The sequence below is a fragment of the Polaromonas sp. CT11-55 genome (assembly GCF_047303325.1).
Classification (GTDB): domain Bacteria; phylum Pseudomonadota; class Gammaproteobacteria; order Burkholderiales; family Burkholderiaceae_C; genus Polaromonas.
Genome location: NZ_JBKBEX010000047.1, coordinates 1 through 14668 on the forward strand (window position 1 = coordinate 1; position 14668 = coordinate 14668).

At 62.8% G+C, this 14668-nt stretch carries 18 protein-coding genes; 14 read left to right on the top strand and 4 right to left on the bottom strand.

The features are described from left to right. Positions 1-15: 15 nt before the first annotated feature. A complete protein-coding gene (locus tag ACEN8I_RS23630) occupies positions 16-378 on the bottom strand; it encodes an ArsR/SmtB family transcription factor (RefSeq protein ID WP_413331085.1) in 363 nt (120 codons plus the stop codon). A gap of 108 nt (positions 379-486) precedes the next feature. Here ACEN8I_RS23630 and arsC point away from each other — a divergent pair, with 108 nt between their 5' ends. From arsC to ACEN8I_RS23700, 14 genes are all read left to right on the top strand, one after another. Further along, the gene (gene arsC, locus ACEN8I_RS23635) at positions 487-921 is read left to right on the top strand and encodes an arsenate reductase (glutaredoxin) (protein ID WP_413331086.1); all 435 of its coding nucleotides are present in this window, start codon (positions 487-489) and stop codon (positions 919-921) included. A gap of 182 nt (positions 922-1103) precedes the next feature. After that, positions 1104-1385 (top strand): hypothetical protein, encoded by a 282-nt coding sequence (locus tag ACEN8I_RS23640; protein WP_413331087.1) that lies wholly within the window; start codon positions 1104-1106, stop codon positions 1383-1385. Between the two features lie 127 nt (positions 1386-1512). Continuing rightward, on the top strand, positions 1513-2379 hold the full coding sequence (locus ACEN8I_RS23645; RefSeq protein WP_413331088.1) for a GNAT family N-acetyltransferase: 867 nt from the start codon (positions 1513-1515) through the stop codon (positions 2377-2379). After that, a complete protein-coding gene (locus tag ACEN8I_RS23650) occupies positions 2379-3242 on the top strand; it encodes a UDP-2,3-diacylglucosamine diphosphatase (RefSeq protein WP_413331089.1) in 864 nt (287 codons plus the stop codon). The genes ACEN8I_RS23645 and ACEN8I_RS23650 overlap by 1 nt, the downstream gene beginning before the upstream one ends. After that, positions 3239-4345, top strand: a complete 1107-nt coding sequence (locus ACEN8I_RS23655) for a glycosyltransferase family 4 protein (protein WP_413331090.1) — start codon at positions 3239-3241, stop codon at positions 4343-4345. The genes ACEN8I_RS23650 and ACEN8I_RS23655 overlap by 4 nt, the downstream gene beginning before the upstream one ends. A gap of 50 nt (positions 4346-4395) precedes the next feature. Beyond that, the gene (ppk1, locus tag ACEN8I_RS23660) at positions 4396-6492 is read left to right on the top strand and encodes a polyphosphate kinase 1 (protein WP_413331091.1); all 2097 of its coding nucleotides are present in this window, start codon (positions 4396-4398) and stop codon (positions 6490-6492) included. A 1-nt stretch (position 6493) separates the two neighbouring features. Next, on the top strand, positions 6494-6967 hold the full coding sequence (locus tag ACEN8I_RS23665) for a SixA phosphatase family protein (protein WP_074574741.1): 474 nt from the start codon (positions 6494-6496) through the stop codon (positions 6965-6967). Positions 6968-7048: 81 nt separating this feature from the next. After that, the gene (locus tag ACEN8I_RS23670) at positions 7049-7411 is read left to right on the top strand and encodes a hypothetical protein (protein ID WP_413331092.1); all 363 of its coding nucleotides are present in this window, start codon (positions 7049-7051) and stop codon (positions 7409-7411) included. A 36-nt stretch (positions 7412-7447) separates the two neighbouring features. Beyond that, a complete protein-coding gene (locus tag ACEN8I_RS23675; protein WP_413331093.1) occupies positions 7448-7807 on the top strand; it encodes a hypothetical protein in 360 nt (119 codons plus the stop codon). 196 nt (positions 7808-8003) lie between these two features. Beyond that, positions 8004-8486 carry a cupin domain-containing protein gene (locus tag ACEN8I_RS23680; protein WP_413331094.1) on the top strand — a complete coding sequence of 161 codons (483 nt, stop codon included), beginning with the start codon at positions 8004-8006 and terminating at the stop codon, positions 8484-8486. A gap of 102 nt (positions 8487-8588) precedes the next feature. Continuing rightward, positions 8589-9125, top strand: a complete 537-nt coding sequence (locus tag ACEN8I_RS23685; RefSeq protein ID WP_413331095.1) for a hypothetical protein — start codon at positions 8589-8591, stop codon at positions 9123-9125. An 80-nt stretch (positions 9126-9205) separates the two neighbouring features. Continuing rightward, positions 9206-9667, top strand: coding sequence for a hypothetical protein (locus tag ACEN8I_RS23690; RefSeq protein ID WP_413331096.1), 462 nt, complete (start codon positions 9206-9208; stop codon positions 9665-9667). Positions 9668-9791: 124 nt separating this feature from the next. Continuing rightward, a complete protein-coding gene (locus tag ACEN8I_RS23695; protein WP_413331097.1) occupies positions 9792-10316 on the top strand; it encodes a Rossmann fold nucleotide-binding protein in 525 nt (174 codons plus the stop codon). 58 nt (positions 10317-10374) lie between these two features. Then, positions 10375-10920, top strand: a complete 546-nt coding sequence (locus ACEN8I_RS23700) for a DUF2867 domain-containing protein (RefSeq protein ID WP_413331098.1) — start codon at positions 10375-10377, stop codon at positions 10918-10920. A gap of 138 nt (positions 10921-11058) precedes the next feature. On the opposite strand, the gene ACEN8I_RS23705 is transcribed toward ACEN8I_RS23700, so the two are convergent. From ACEN8I_RS23705 to ACEN8I_RS23715, 3 genes are all read right to left on the bottom strand, one after another. Next, complete coding sequence (locus tag ACEN8I_RS23705; protein WP_413331099.1) at positions 11059-11511, bottom strand: hypothetical protein; 453 nt, start codon at positions 11509-11511, stop codon at positions 11059-11061. Positions 11512-11630: 119 nt separating this feature from the next. After that, positions 11631-13130, bottom strand: a complete 1500-nt coding sequence (gene ppx / locus ACEN8I_RS23710; protein WP_413331100.1) for an exopolyphosphatase — start codon at positions 13128-13130, stop codon at positions 11631-11633. A gap of 393 nt (positions 13131-13523) precedes the next feature. Then, the coding region (locus tag ACEN8I_RS23715; protein WP_413331101.1) for an ABC transporter substrate-binding protein at positions 13524-14668 on the bottom strand (1145 nt) is incomplete at its 5' end.

Consider the following 14668-nt stretch of genomic DNA (forward strand, 5'->3'; position numbering starts at 1 on the left):
GGTGAGGGGGAGGGATCAGCAGGTGGAACAACCGGCCTTGGGGTCGACTTCGCAGGCGCCGCCTTCGCAGCAGTGCTCGGTCAGGTAGCCGAGCAGGGCGTTCATCTGGCCGAAGTTCGCGCGATAGATCAGGTTGCGGCCGCGCGCCTCGCTGCTGGTCAGGCCCGAATGCGACAGCTCCTTGAGGTGGAAAGACAACGCGCTGGCGGCAATGCCCAGTTGTTCGGCAATCGCGCCCGGCGTCAGACCCTCGGGGCCGGCCACCACCAGGGCGCGAAAGGCGCGCAGGCGCTGGGCCTGGGCCAGGGCGGCCAGTGCCTTGACGGCGGCGCTTTCATCGAGGACGGCCGATGGCTGGGTTTGCGTTAAATATTCCATGATTCAAATATAATTGAATTATTGAATCGACGCAAATTGCCGTATTCTCAGCCCCTCTCTTGTTACCCCTCTGTTTCTCAACCCGTCTATTTTCAGGAGCGAAAACGCATGCCAGCCGTCCCCAAGGTCACGATTTACCACAACCCCAAATGCGGCACTTCGCGCAATGTGCTGGGGCTGATCCGCAATGCCGGCATAGAACCTGAAATCATCGAATACCTCAAGACGCCGCCCACGCGCGAAAAGCTGCGGGAACTGATTGCGCAGATGGGCGTGCCCGTGCGTGAAGTGGTCCGGCAAAAAGAAGCCATCTACCAGGAGCTCGGGTTGGACGGGCAGGGGGATGAGGCACTGGTGGATGCCATGCTGGCCCATCCCGTGTTGATCAACCGGCCCATCGTGGTGACGCCACTTGCCACGCGCCTGTGCCGGCCCTCGGAAGCCGTGCTGGACATCCTGCCCTTGCCGCAGCGCGGCGCCTTCGCCAAAGAGGATGGCGAGCAGGTCGTCAATGAGCGCGGCGAGCGCGTGACCAGGCCTTAAGTCCCGCCGTATTGCCTTGTCCCGGCGTGCGCACCCGCGCGCCGCGGTCTCCTCGCGGATTTCTCCTCCGCTTCCTCCCGGCCTGTGGCTTTCCAGCCACTTCTTCAGGCCCGCCGCGTCGTGTCACACAACTGCCATTGAACTGACACGAACGCGTCACCCCCCACTCCCAGAATCACGTCATGACCAGCATGACTGAGCACCCGATGGGACTCCATTCACAGACACATGACAGGCAGGACGCAAACGCCGTCCGCGGCCTGGGCGCCGGCATACAGGACCTGAACAAGCAGTGCCTGCGCATCCTGCGTTGCACGGCCCAGGCCCTGGCCAACAGTCCCGGCGGCCTGCGCTTCAAGGCCGGTACGCGGCCCTGGCTGGAGGGTTTGTCGAACGCGCGGCCGGCGCTGATGGCCGGCCTGGGGCGGCCCGGCAAGGCGGTTTCGCTGACCGCCTGTGATTGAGTGTCCAAGCCCCTTCATGGGGCTTTTTTACAGGCGGCGAAGAAATGCCGCGGGTCAGTGAGCTTGCTGAAGTTGGTCAAAACCGAAGTTGTTGAGACACAAGGAAACAAGGAACAAGGAGTTAGCCATGAAAGAACTGCCCAATCCCACCTTTGCATTGTCGCCCGTCGCAATGCCACGGGGGTCACTTCATCAAAGCGGTCATGCTGTCAGTCCAGCCCCTGTTCAAAGGGCTGCAGTGGGGAAAATCTCGGTCAGCTGGGCCCGGCACCAGGACGAGGTCCGGCAGGCGCAGCGCCTGAGGTACCAGGTCTTCGCGCTCGAGATGGGCGCCACGCTGTCCAAGACGCTGCCCGGCCACGACGTGGACCTGTTTGACGATTATTGCGAGCACCTGCTGGTGCGCGACGCCGACAGCCAGGAGGTGATTGGCACCTACCGCGTGCTCACGCCCACCCAGGCCCGGCGCGTGGGCAGCACCTACAGCGACACCGAGTTCGACCTGACCCGCCTGCGCGCGCTGCGCGAGCGCATGGTCGAGCTGGGCCGCAGCTGCGTGCATGCCGACCACCGCCACGGCGGCGTGATCCTGGCGCTGTGGGGCGCGCTGGCCGAATTCATGTCGCGCAACCAGCTCGACACCATGATCGGCTGCGCCAGCATCCCGATGCAGCACAACGGCGTATCCAACGGCCATGCGGCCGCCAGCATCTGGCGCCAGGTGCGCCAGACGCATCTGGCCCCTATCGAATACCGTGTCACGCCGCGCCTGGCCTTGCCCGTCGAGAAGCTCGACGACACGCTGGACGTGGAGCCGCCCGCGCTGATCAAGGGCTATTTGCGCCTGGGCGCCAAGGTGCTGGGCGCGCCGGCCTGGGACCCGGATTTCAACTCGGCCGACCTGCCCATGATGATGCGCATCGCCGACCTGCCGCCGCGCTACCTCAAGCATTTCTCCGGCAAACCGGTGCCGGGCAACGCCACGGAGGCCTGATGCGCAACATGTTTGACGCCATGGGGGCGCTGGGCAACGGCTTCGGCGGGGGCGGGGACGACCACGACGATGACGATTCGCTGCGCAAGCGCTACCGCACCATCTTCATTTCCGACATCCACCTGGGCACGCCCGGCTGCCAGGCGGCGGCCCTGCTGGATTTCCTGAAAGCCCACCCCAGCGACAACCTGTACCTGGTGGGCGACATCGTGGACGGCTGGCAGCTGCGCCGCCGCTGGTACTGGCCGCAGTCGCACAACGACGTGGTGCAAAAGTTGCTGCGCCGCGCCCGCAAGGGTTGCCGCATCACCTATGTGCCCGGAAACCACGATGAGTTTGCGCGTGAATTTATCGGCAACCAGTTCGGCGGCATTGAGGTCATCGATGAAGCCGTGCACACCACCGCCGACGGCCGCCAGTTGTGGATCATCCACGGCGACTATTTCGATGCGGTGGTGCAGTGCGCCAAATGGCTCGCCTACGTGGGCGACAACCTGTATGAATTCACACTCAAACTCAACCGCCACCTGAACAGCCTGCGTGCCCGCATGGGCCTGCCTTACTGGTCGCTGTCGGCCTACCTGAAACAAAAGGTCAAGAGCGCGCTCAACTACGTCACCGACTTCGAGGTGGCCGTTGCCAACGAAGCGCGCCGGCGCGGCCACCAGGGCGTGGTCTGCGGCCACATCCACCGCGCCGAGATGCGTGAGATCAACGGCGTGCTCTACTGCAACGACGGCGATTGGGTGGAAAGCCGCACCGCGCTGGTCGAAAACTTCGACGGCACGCTGGAGCTGGTGCACTGGGCGCCGGCCCACGAAACGCAGGGCCGCGGCCACGCTGCTTCCACGGTGGTCGCATGAAGATCGCCCTGGTCACCGACGCCTGGCAGCCGCAGGTTAATGGCGTTGTTACCACCCTGGTGGAACTGGTGCGTGAACTCGCAGAACTGGGCCACCAGGTGGAGGTCATCCACCCGAATCTCTTCAAGACGCGGCCTTGCCCCGGTTATGCCGGCATAGACCTGGCGGTGCGCCCCAAACGCGGGCTGACCGAAAAACTGGACGCCTTCCAGCCCGAAGCCATCCACATCGCCACCGAAGGCCCGCTGGGCTGGGCGGCGCGCGGCTATTGCCTCAAGCGCGGCCTGCGCTTTACCACGGCCTTTCACACCAAGTTCCCCGAGATCCTGCATGCGGCGCTCAAAATCCCGCTGTCATGGGGTTATGCGCTTTTCCGCCATTTCCACAGGCCTTCCTCCGGCGTGATGGTGCCCACCCAGGGCGTGCTGCGCATGCTGGAGCAGCGCGGCTTCCAGAACCTGCGCGGCTGGACGCATGGCGTGGACACAGGGCTTTTCGGTTTTGAGTCGCAGCCGCGCCTGCACCCGCCCATGGGCACCTTGCTGCGCCCGGTGTCGCTGTTTGTGGGCCGGGTATCCTACGAAAAAAACATCGAGTCCTTCCTCAAGCTGGACATTCCGGGCACCAAGGTGGTCTGCGGTGTGGGGCCGCTGGAGGAATCCCTCAAGCAGCGCTATCCCCAGGTCCGCTGGATGGGCGTGCTGGCCCGCGATGAGCTGGCCAAGGTCTATGCCGCGGCCGACGTCTTTGTTTTCCCGAGCCGCTCGGAAACCTTCGGCCTGGTGATGCTCGAAGCCATGGCCGCCGGCACGCCGGTGGCGGCTTACCCGGTCGACGGTCCGCTGGAAGTGCTCGGAAAAGCCGACGGAAGCTGTCACGGCGGTGTCATGAACGAGGATTTGCAACAGGCTTGTTACGGTGCGCTGGCCGTGCCGCGCCATGAAGCGCGCCAACGCGCGTTGGACTTCAGCTGGGGCCATGCGGCTCAGCTTTTCGAGTCTTTCCTCGTAGCCGCTGGACACAACAAGGTCATAGGCAGCACTTGCCAGCCTTTTCAGGCCGGTGCACCATCAGTCAAAAGTACTGTCACGCCATTGTCATGAAACACGTCAACACTGTGACTTGTTACTAATGACACGTAAATGCCTTGTTGATGCCCACTTCACCCGCCTCGGTGGCCGCTGCCGCGCCCCCCGTCCAGTTCCTGGACCGCGACCACAGCATTCTTGCCTTCAATGAGCGGGTGCTGGACTGGGCCAAGCGCCCGGATGTGCCGCTGCTGGAACGGCTGAGGTTTTTGTGCATTGTGTCGTCCAACCTGGACGAGTTTTTTGAGGTCCGCACCGCGCCCCACCTGACGGCGGCCCAGGCCAATGAGCAAAAGGCGCCGTATTCGGTGCAGTCCTTCAAGGCCTTGTCGTCCGCCGCGCACGACATGGTGGCGCGCCAGTATTCGCTTTACAACGACGACCTGCTGCCGGCCTTTGAGCGCCAGGGCATACGCATCGTCTCGCACGGCGAGCGCAACGCGGCCCAAAGGCGCTGGGTCAAGGAGTATTTCGAGCGGGAGGTGCGGCCGCTGCTGATCCCGGTCGGGCTGGACCCGTCCCACCCCTTTCCGCAGGTGGCCAACAAGTCGCTCAACTTCATCGTGCGGCTGGGCGGCCATGACGCCTTCGGCCGCGAGAACGACATCGCCATCGTCAAGGTGCCGCGCGTTCTGCCGCGGCTGATCCACATGCCGGCGCGCGGCCACCACAAGGAGGACAGGCTGTTCGTCTCGCTCTCCAGCGTGATCCGCGCCCACCTGGCCGAGCTGTTCCCCGGCCGCGAGATGGGCCAGTTCTCGCAGTTCCGGGTCACCCGGCATTCGGACCTCGCGGTGGACGAGGACGACGTCAAGAACCTGCGCACCGCCTTGCGCCAGGGCCTGGAGCAGCGCCACTACGGCCAGGCCGTGCGGCTGGAGGTCTCGGCCGGTTGTTCGGAATACCTGGCCAACTTCCTGCTCAAGCAGTTCAACCTGCCGGCGCCGTCGCTGTACCGCGTGCACGGCCCGGTGAACCTGGTGCGCCTCACGCAACTGGTGGACCTGGTCAACGACCCCAAGCTGCTGTTCCCCAGCTACCGCCCCTGCTACCCCACGCAGCTGCAGCCAGGCCAGTCCTTCTTTGAGCGGCTCAAGGAAGGCGATGTGTCCATCCACCAGCCCTTCGAGAGTTTTGACGGCGTGCTCGCCTTCCTGCGTGAGGCCGTCAACGACCCGCAGGTGCTGGCCATCAAGCAGACGATTTACCGCACCGGTGCCGATTCCGAGCTCATGGTGCTGTTGCGCGAGGCCGTGCGGCGCGGCAAGGAAGTCACCGTGGTGGTGGAGCTCAAGGCGCGCTTTGACGAAGAGGCCAACATCAACTGGGCGGAGATGTTGGAATCCATAGGCGCGCAGGTGGTGTACGGCGTGGTGGGCCTGAAGACCCATGCCAAGATGCTGCTGGTGACGCGCCGCGAAGGCCGGCAGCTGGCGCGCTACGCCCATCTGTCCACCGGCAACTACAACCCGCGCACGGCGCGGCTCTATACCGACATCAGCTACCTCACGGCGGATCCGCTGATGACCGCCGACATCGACAACGTGTTTGTGCACCTGGCCAGCCAGAGCCGCCTGCCCAAGCTGCACCATCTGTTGCTCGCACCTTTCCAGCTGCACCACAAGCTGATCGAAAAAATCGATGCGCTGGGCGCGGCCGCCCTGCAGGGCAAGGACACGCGCCTGGTGGCCAAGATGAATGCGCTGACCGATGAAGACCTGATGCTGGCGCTGGTGAGGGCAGGGCGCTGCGGCGTGAAGATCGACCTGATCGTGCGCGGCGCCTGCATGCTGCCGGCCCAGGTGCCGGGCGTGACCGACAACATCCGCGTGCGCTCCGTCATAGGCCGCTTTCTGGAGCATTCACGCGTCTTCTACTTCCGCTGCGCCGAAGAGGAAACCTTGCTGCTCTCCAGCGCCGACTGGATGAACCGCAACATGTTGCGCCGGGTCGAGCTGGCCTGGCCGGTGACCGACCCGGTGATTCGCCAGCGCATCATCGACGAATGCCTGGTGGCCTACCTGCACGACGGGCGCGACGCCTGGGATTTGCAGCCCGACGGCAGCTACCTTCGTGTGAGCTCCCAGGGCGAACTGCCGCAGCACGGCGCGCAGGCGGCCCTGATGGCCCGCTATTCGGCCCCCCAACACCAGGACAAATGACATGGACCTCATCTTGTGGCGTCATGCGGAAGCGGAAGACTGGCCAGAAGGTGATCCACAAGGCGGCAGCGACCTGGAGCGCTCGCTCACGGCCCGCGGCGAGAAGCAGGCGGCCCGCATGGCCAACTGGCTGGACCGCCAGCTGCCCGAAGGCGCGCGCATTTTTGTGAGCCCGGCGCGCCGCTGCGAGCAGACCGCGCTCGCGCTGGGTCGCAAGTACAAGATCAGAAACGAGCTGGCGCCAGACGCCACGGCCGCGCAACTGCTGGAACTGGTGCAATGGCCCTCGGCCAAGTCACCCATCCTGGTGGTGGGCCACCAACCCATCCTCGGTGAAACCATCGCGCAACTGCTGGGCCTGCAGGCCAGTGATTGCCCCGTCAAGAAAGGCGCGCTCTGGTGGCTACGCAGCCGCGACCGCGAAGGCCACAACCAGACCGTGGTGGTGACTGTGCAGTCGCCCGAAGTGCTCTGACTCTGAAATAGCTGGCAGCTCCTTGGGTTATGCTGCGGGCTTTGCGGCATTCACGACCTTTAAGCACAGGGGGATATAGAGATGCGTCAGGTTGTTTGTGTGTTTCTTGCCGGTCTATCGTTTGGAATTCATGCGCAGCCCGCGCCCGCCGGAATCAAGGAGATGATTGCGACCGGGGGGCTTTCCAGCGGAAAAACCTACCAGGTCGCCGAGCATTGCGGCGCATCCGCGGAGACGCTCAAGGTCTACAAGGCGCGGTTTGATGCCGATACCAGGGGCGGAGAGCAACTCTACGCCAGCCTCGGAGTCAACATCGAGCAAGTCTTTCTTCAAGGGCGCAAAGAGGGTGATTCCTTTTATGCGAGCATCAAGGCCGCGCCGAATCGCGATGTGGTTTGTTCGCAAACACTGGCGCTGGTCAAGAGCCAGGCTGCGAAGCAGTGAGATGCGCTCCAGCCCGTTCATCGCCAGGCGTTACAGATGAATGACCTTGTGGCCGAGTATCGAGCCATGCCGTGGGCTACGGACCATTTGCCGGATTCCGGCTTGAATCATCGCAAATGCGAAATCATCCGAGCGCTTGATTCTGAGGCGAACCAGAACGATGTTTCCCGGCTACTCCTTGATGTGCTCCGGGAGCCCCTGGAGTTTGATCTGGCGCGGGTTGAAGCCATTCAAGTGGTCGGGCTCTACGTCGATGAGAGCAGCCCTTTGCGCAATGAACTCTTCAATGAGGTCATCCGTATATTCAACAGCGAAGGCGAAGGCGAAGATGACATGCTCCAGGGTTGGGCTGAGCGGTACGTGGAACGCCTGGAGCAAGCGTTGGAAAACAAGTGATTCATTCATGAGCGTGCCTTATCCGGTAACCGCGCCCTTCAACTTTGGGCATCGCAAGAACACCTGCAAGGAGTCGCCACCATGGCAATCAAGATCAAACACGATGACGATCAATTAGATCGCAACCGCCACGTTATGCCGCAGGTTTTGCGGCATACATCACGTTAGACCTCCGTAGTTTCTATCTCGAGCCTCTATGCCCCAAGAGAAGATTCCAGTCGCCGTAGTTGCCTCTGAAGTTCCTCCGAGAAGCAAGCCGTCTGTCTATCCCGAACCGTTTGCGGCAAGGATGTTGGGGAGAACGAAGAGCCAGCTTGGCGAGGTTTTCGGCCTTGCCAATTTCGGCGTGAACCTCACGCGCCTGGCCCCAAACGCAGTTTCGGCTTTGCGTCACGCCCACACCAAACAAGACGAGTTCGTCTACATACTTCAAGGGCACCCCACCTTGCACACCGACGAAGGCCAAAGGAGGCTTGGCCCTGGAATGTGTGCGGGCTTCAAGGCCGGGACAGGCAACGGGCATTGCCTGATAAATGAAACCGACGAAGAAGTCGTGTACCTCGAAGTTGGAGACAGATCGCCGGGGGACGAAGGCAGCTATCCGGATGATGACCTCAAGGCTGTACTCGTGGCCGGCAAATGGACGTTCACCCGAAAGAATGGAACACCCTATGAGTAAGGCAAGGACCACGCGGCTGAGGGCCAACCCTTCCATCGAGAGGACGTCACCCGGTAAACCGGGTGCTGCCTCTCATCTCAAACCTTAGACCACTTGAAGGCCATGAACATTCTCCTGTACCCATTCATGCTGCTATCGGCAATGGGTCTGCTTCTCAGTGCTGGAAGTCACCTTGCGGCCCTTGCCGGCTTGCCAATCCCGGGCGGAAATCTGGTTTGGAGTCTGCATGCCGGCATCTTCGTCGTCTGGCTTCCAACGGTCTTGGTCGCCAACCGTATGACACGCTACGGAAAGCGCTCTGACTTTTGGAAACTAGCCCTGTCAGGCTGTCCAGCTTGGGCACGTTATGCGCTCTACGGGCTCTTCGGGTATGCCGTGCTCAATTTCATCTTCGGCATGAGCAACCCATCGAATCATGGAAGTGGGAGCGATGCTTCAAATCCCGGGGTTGAGGTGCGTCTCTTCTCTGGTCACTGGATGGTTTTCTACGGAGCAGCGTTTGCAACGCTCTACTCTGCGATCAACAATGCCAAGTTGCTGAAGAGCCGAAAGTGCATTCGAGGCCATGAGATCGCACCACTCGATAAGTTCTGTCCGGAATGCGGGGCAGTTATAGAGGATGGGAACACAGAGCCCTAACCCCTCCATCGAGGGAATCTAGCCCGGCAAGCCGGGTCACGCCTCTCATCTCAAACTTTAGTCGTCTCCCGAGTAAGCGTATGGTCAAACTTCTCCAAGCAGTAGCAAGCGTTCTGACTGTAGCGTTGAGCAACGTGTTCGTCGTCTTCTCCTGGATCAAGATCGAAGCACAGAGCCCCGACCGGTTGGTTCTCAATGCGAGCAGCCGTGAGATCGTGGCAGACAAGCTGTCCCGTATGATTTCGGCGTATGGCCGACCGATCGCGAGCTTTGATTCGATCGACACAATTGACGTCAAGCACTTCATCAATGGCAGAAAATTTGAATGGTGGGTCGTAAGCCTGCATCTTTTCGGTCAGCGCACTATTCGCATCGGCCGTGCAGTTGATGGCTTTGAAGCATCGCGTGCCGCCGCAAGTCTCAGCACAATTACAGGAAAACGAGTTCGCGCACTGCGAGGTTGGGGCTTTAGCTGGTTCAAGATGTGCCGGACACCTAACCCTTCCTTCCCTAAGCGGACCTGTTTTCAGCACACCGCATAAGTCAAACGTTAAAGCGCATGACCGACGCATCAGCATTGCTTCTGCCTGTGCCCGTCGCTGCGCTTGCGCCGCGCCTGAAGCTCTCGGCATCCGCTTTGGTTCCCGCCGTAAACTCATCCCCACCATGATCGTTTCCCATCGAAAACCCCAGGTTTGTGTACTCGGCAGTGCCGAGCCCGGTTCTCGCGCCTATGAACTTGCCGGTGAGGCGGGTGAAGTGCTGGCCAGGCTGGGCATTACCGTGGTAAGCGGGTGCGGCAGTCCCGCAACCAGGGTTGCCGCCGAGCGCGCGATTCGGGCAAACGGCCTGGTGCTCAGTATCGTGCCGCCGGACCACATGCCTGCGCCGGATTGGCCCGCCACGGTGGTGTTGCCCTGTGGCATGGGAGATGCCCGCAATCTGCTGATGGCCCTGGCCGGCGATGCCTGCATCGTCATCGGTGGCCGCGCCGGAACCAAATCCGAGGTTCACCTGGCCTGGCTGCACAAACGGCCTTTGCTCCCCCTGGTCGGCTGCGGCGGCTGGTCTGACGAACTGCCGTCCAACCCTCCCGACGAGCGGGAAAACTCCCCCATCTTGCCTTGGAGCACCATCGCCGAGTTGGAGGCAAATTTGCGCAGTCTTGGCTTGTTCAAGAGTGTGGCGTGAATTTCCCGCCGGCCGTCTTCAACGTTAGACCTCAGAACCCAACTACTGACTCGAACACATGTCAACCCAACAGCACCGCGTAACGCCCGTATCACTTCCTCCAGAGTCGGCAGTTACCAAAGCCTACGCATCGACGAATCTCGCAGATGCCTACTCAATCGAGCTTCCACCCGGAGCGTCGGCCAACCCCGAACTGTTGGCGAGGTTCATTTTCGCCAACCAGGCACCGTGGGTTGGCACCCTCATGGCTGTCCGAGATGCGGTCGTCGGCGGGGTCGGCCTCAAAACTGCGAAGCAACTCGCGTCACTTGACGCGCAAGGCAAGCCAGGCCGTCTTAGCATCTTCAAGATCTACGGCACAAGCCCGACCGAAGTTGTCTTTGGAGAAGACGACAAGCACCTGGACTTCAGGCTTTCTGTCCTCTGCTCCAGTCAGCCCTCGCCGGGAGGCAAACGCCACCTGACTTTGTCAACCGTGGTCCATTGCCACAACCGCTTGGGCCGTCTCTATATTTTTGTCATCGCCCCGTTCCACCGCCTGGTCGTTCAATCCAGTCTTCGTCGTGCCGCCCAAATCGGCTGGCCGTCGGCAGCGCAGGCGTAAACCGGCTTCCGCATCTTTCTAATGACTGATGGGGCAATCGTCTTCACTGCGCACGCTTGAGTCCTTGTGCAACGGATGCAAAGGAGGCGATGCGCAACCCAGCGCTCTCGCGAGCGCTGGAGATTGCCTTTGCCTGGCTTAAGAACCTAGCGTAGGCCGGCCGGTCTTGATCGCGGGAACCTGCTCCAGCGCCGTCAGGAAAGCGGCGTCGGAGAGGCCGGCCAGCAGCTTGATGCCGGCGCGTAGCAGTTCGCTTTTCTTGGCGGGGCGGGTCAGCCTGGCGGCGCGCTGCTTGAGGTCGTCGAGCACCACGTATTCGGCCTTGGGAATCGTGAAGCTGTCGCGCACCAGTTTTGGCTTTTTGGTTTTTTCGAGCTTGGCGGCCTTCACGGGTTTGGCGCTTGCCTGGGGTTTGGCCGCAGGCTTCTTGGCGCCGGCCTTTTTCACGATGGCTTTTTTGACCGTGCCTTTGCCGGCTGGGGCCTTGGCGGTGGTCGCCTTTTTCGGGGCGGGCTTGGCGGCGGGTTTCACGGGAGCCTTGGGTGTTGCCGGTGCGGCGGGTTTCGCAGTTGCTTTTTTGCTGGTAGCCATGGATTGATCCTTTTTTGGGTGCGGTCGAATAAACCGTATATACAGTTTATACGGTTTGTTTAAACACGGTCAAGCCGCGCCCGGCGGTGCTCAGGCGCGCGCGAGATGCAAGGCGCGGATCAGGGATTCGGGACGACCAGCGTCCACGGCGTCTTCTGCCAGGCCAGCACTTCTTCCTGCAGCAGGTGGGCCGATTGCGGGAAGGACTGTGCCCAGCCGGCGCGGCAGTTCAGCACAAAAATCCGACCGGGCTCAGCGCCGCACTCGAGCTGCATCCCTTTGAGGTCGGGGTCGCGGCGCGCGTGGCACAGGATGACGGCCAGGCGCAGGCACAGCAGCTGCTGGATGAACACCCGGTCCTCGAAGTCGACTTCGAGCTTGCGCAGCTTGCCGCGGTGGCCCAGCACCAGCAGGCTGATGCGGTGCAGCTCGGGCAGCGCAAAACCCGGCGCGTCGGCGTTGTCCAGGATGTAGGCGCCGTGCTTGTGGTAGTCGCTGTGCGAGATCTGGCTGCCGATTTCATGCAGCTGCGCGGCCCACTCGAGCTTGCGCTGGAAGCGCGCGGAATCGGCGGCGGGCATGCCGGCGCCGGCCATCGCGAACAGGTGGCGCGCCACTTTGCTCACACGCTGGGCCTGCACCGGGTCGGCGCTGAATTTATTGGCCAGGCGTTGCACCGTGGTGGATCGCAGGTCCGTCAGGTCGTGTTCGCGGTCCAGCAGGTCGTACAGCACGCCGTGGCGCAGGGCGCCCTGGGCGGCTTCCATGTGTGAAATGCCCAGCAGTTCGAATACCGCGCGCAGTACGCTGACGCCACCGCCTATGACGGCGCGCCTGTCGTCCTTCATGCCGTCCAGTTTCAGTCGCTCGGCGCTTTGCGCCTTGAGCAGGCGGTCCAGCAGCCAATCGAGGCCCTCGCGCGTGACCTGGCCCGCGGGCCAGCCCGCGGCGGTGAGCACGTCGCTGACGGCGCCTATGGTGCCCGAGGAACCGTAGGCCGTGTCCCAGGTGTCGGCGCGGTAGGCGTTGACGGCCTCATCGAGCACCGCCTTGGCGGCCACCTCGGCGCTCGTGAAGGCGCGCGCGGTGAACTGCCCTTCGGGGAAATACTTCATGGACCACGCCACGCTACCCACGCGGTAGGACTCCATGGTGCGCGCATCCAGGCCCCTGCCGAGGATCATTTCGGTGGAGCGCCCGCCGATGTCGACCACCAGCCGGCGCTCGTTGGACTGCGGCAGCAAATGCGCCACGCCCTGATAAATCAGCCGGGCTTCCTCGCGGCCGGGGATGACGTCGATGGGAAAGCCGAGGATCTTGTGGGCGCGCGCCAGGAATTCCTCCCGGTTGCGGGCTTCGCGCAGGGTCTGGGTTGCGACCGCGCGGACCTGGTGTTTCTTGAAGCCCGCCAGCCGTTCGCCGAAACGCGCCAGGCAGTCCCAGCCGCGCTGCATGGCTTCCGGTGTCAGGTTGCGGTCGGCGTCCAGCCCGTTGCCCTGGCGGACGGTTTCCTTGAGGTATTCGGTGCGATGTATGCGGCCGTGGTCAAAGCGGCCGATTTCGAGGCGAAAGCTGTTGGACCCCAGGTCCACAGCCGCGAGCAGCGTTCCATTTTGCATGCCTGAGTTTAAGAACCTATTTACGATTTATTGGGGGTCGCGCAGGAATCTTTTCGGGATGGGATGCAAGGCGCGGTGCGCCGCCAATAGCCCGCTATTGGCTAGCGCCGCAACGCCGCAGACCGCCCGAAAAGGCTCCTGCCCTCCGGGTTGGGGTGACGCAAACGCGGTCGCGTTTGCATCCCCGTTGGGGCAGCCGCACGACGCACAGCCGACCGGCTGTGCGGTCGGGCGATTTGGCTCCCCAGTCCTTTGCATGGGCATGAGCCCATGCGGCGGGCCCTGGGCCCCCAACTCTTCCCGATTGCACCCCAACGCGGCCCCCAATAAATCGTAAATAGGTTCTAAGGGCTGTGCATAGCTATCGCGTGGGATCCGCATGAGCATTTCGGCCTAACCGATGAGCCGGCCGTCGACCGTCATCATGCTCTGGGTGACGTAGGTGCTGCTGCGGCGCTGGGGGTTGAAGCTCACGCTGAAGCCGCCCATGTTCATGGCGCCGCGGCGCTGGAAAGCGCCCAGCACATTCTGGCGGTTCAGCGGGCCGTCCACCTCATTGAGCACTTCATAGGTGTAGCGCGCGGCGATAAAGCCGGCCAGGCTCAGGGCCGCGGGCGGCTCGTCAAACAGGCGCGCGAGGGTTTCGCGGTAGCTCCTGACAATCGGCAGGCTGGCGTTGACCAGGGGCACGGGCTGGGTGGCGATCACCGGGGTGTTGCGCGCCGCGCCCATCTGCAGCATGGTCGTCAGGTTGACGTCCGCCAGGGCCACGATGTAGCGCTGGCGGGACTGCTTTTCCAGGCCCTGGGTGAATTCGGCCAGTTCAGGCGTTCCGCCCACGAACAGCAGCACGGCGGGTGTGCGCGGCGTGAGCTTCTGGCCCAGCGCGCGCAGGTCGTCCGCGCCTTTAAAGGACTGCAACTTGAGCGTCAGGGCCGCGGTGATGCGTTCGACGTCGGCGCGGTAGGCACTGTAGTCCTGCGCCGTGGCGTAAACCGCGCCCAGTTCTTTCAGGCCCATGGTGGAAAGGGTTTTGAGCGCGTAGGCGATCTGTTCCTGGCGCGCCGCAAAAATCGGGAAAGTCTTGTCGTCGATCTCGAGGCTGGAGTTCTGCAGCCAGGGTGCCACGTGCGCCATGGCCAGCCCGCCCTTGTGGGACATCTCCACAACCTGGCTGGCCACGAGGTCGCCGACGCTGCCGGAAAGGGCCACGCAGGCGGGGTTGTCCCTGACCGTATCCAGCGCCGCCTTGAGCCCGGCCGGCGTGCCGTCGGTTTCCAGGGTCTGGTGCTCGATGCGGCGCCCGCGAATGCCGCCTTTGGCATTGATGTCCTGCCAGGCGGCGCGCGAACCGATCAGGAAATCCTTGGAGACGTCTTGTTGCGCCTGCGAAAAATCCACCACCTGCGCCACGATGAGGCTGCGCGATGCGGATTTTCCGGTTTGTGCCCAGGCGGGCGCGGCAAGGCCGGCCGCCAGCAGGCCGGCATGCTGCAACAGCCGGCGTCGGGGCAGGCGGGGAAGAAGAGGGGAAAGGG

Bases quoted from the DNA above. Each gene is read 5' to 3' on its own strand.
- ACEN8I_RS23630 (WP_413331085.1), bottom strand. From the start codon at position 378: ATGGAATATTTAACGCAAACCCAGCCATCGGCCGTCCTCGATGAAAGC.
- arsC (WP_413331086.1), top strand. From the start codon at position 487: ATGCCAGCCGTCCCCAAGGTCACGATTTACCACAACCCCAAATGCGGC.
- ACEN8I_RS23640 (WP_413331087.1), top strand. From the start codon at position 1,104: ATGACCAGCATGACTGAGCACCCGATGGGACTCCATTCACAGACACAT.
- ACEN8I_RS23645 (WP_413331088.1), top strand. From the start codon at position 1,513: ATGAAAGAACTGCCCAATCCCACCTTTGCATTGTCGCCCGTCGCAATG.
- ACEN8I_RS23650 (WP_413331089.1), top strand. From the start codon at position 2,379: ATGCGCAACATGTTTGACGCCATGGGGGCGCTGGGCAACGGCTTCGGC.
- ACEN8I_RS23655 (WP_413331090.1), top strand. From the start codon at position 3,239: ATGAAGATCGCCCTGGTCACCGACGCCTGGCAGCCGCAGGTTAATGGC.
- ppk1 (WP_413331091.1), top strand. From the start codon at position 4,396: ATGCCCACTTCACCCGCCTCGGTGGCCGCTGCCGCGCCCCCCGTCCAG.
- ACEN8I_RS23665 (WP_074574741.1), top strand. From the start codon at position 6,494: ATGGACCTCATCTTGTGGCGTCATGCGGAAGCGGAAGACTGGCCAGAA.
- ACEN8I_RS23670 (WP_413331092.1), top strand. From the start codon at position 7,049: ATGCGTCAGGTTGTTTGTGTGTTTCTTGCCGGTCTATCGTTTGGAATT.
- ACEN8I_RS23675 (WP_413331093.1), top strand. From the start codon at position 7,448: ATGAATGACCTTGTGGCCGAGTATCGAGCCATGCCGTGGGCTACGGAC.
- ACEN8I_RS23680 (WP_413331094.1), top strand. From the start codon at position 8,004: ATGCCCCAAGAGAAGATTCCAGTCGCCGTAGTTGCCTCTGAAGTTCCT.
- ACEN8I_RS23685 (WP_413331095.1), top strand. From the start codon at position 8,589: ATGAACATTCTCCTGTACCCATTCATGCTGCTATCGGCAATGGGTCTG.
- ACEN8I_RS23690 (WP_413331096.1), top strand. From the start codon at position 9,206: ATGGTCAAACTTCTCCAAGCAGTAGCAAGCGTTCTGACTGTAGCGTTG.
- ACEN8I_RS23695 (WP_413331097.1), top strand. From the start codon at position 9,792: ATGATCGTTTCCCATCGAAAACCCCAGGTTTGTGTACTCGGCAGTGCC.
- ACEN8I_RS23700 (WP_413331098.1), top strand. From the start codon at position 10,375: ATGTCAACCCAACAGCACCGCGTAACGCCCGTATCACTTCCTCCAGAG.
- ACEN8I_RS23705 (WP_413331099.1), bottom strand. From the start codon at position 11,511: ATGGCTACCAGCAAAAAAGCAACTGCGAAACCCGCCGCACCGGCAACA.
- ppx (WP_413331100.1), bottom strand. From the start codon at position 13,130: ATGCAAAATGGAACGCTGCTCGCGGCTGTGGACCTGGGGTCCAACAGC.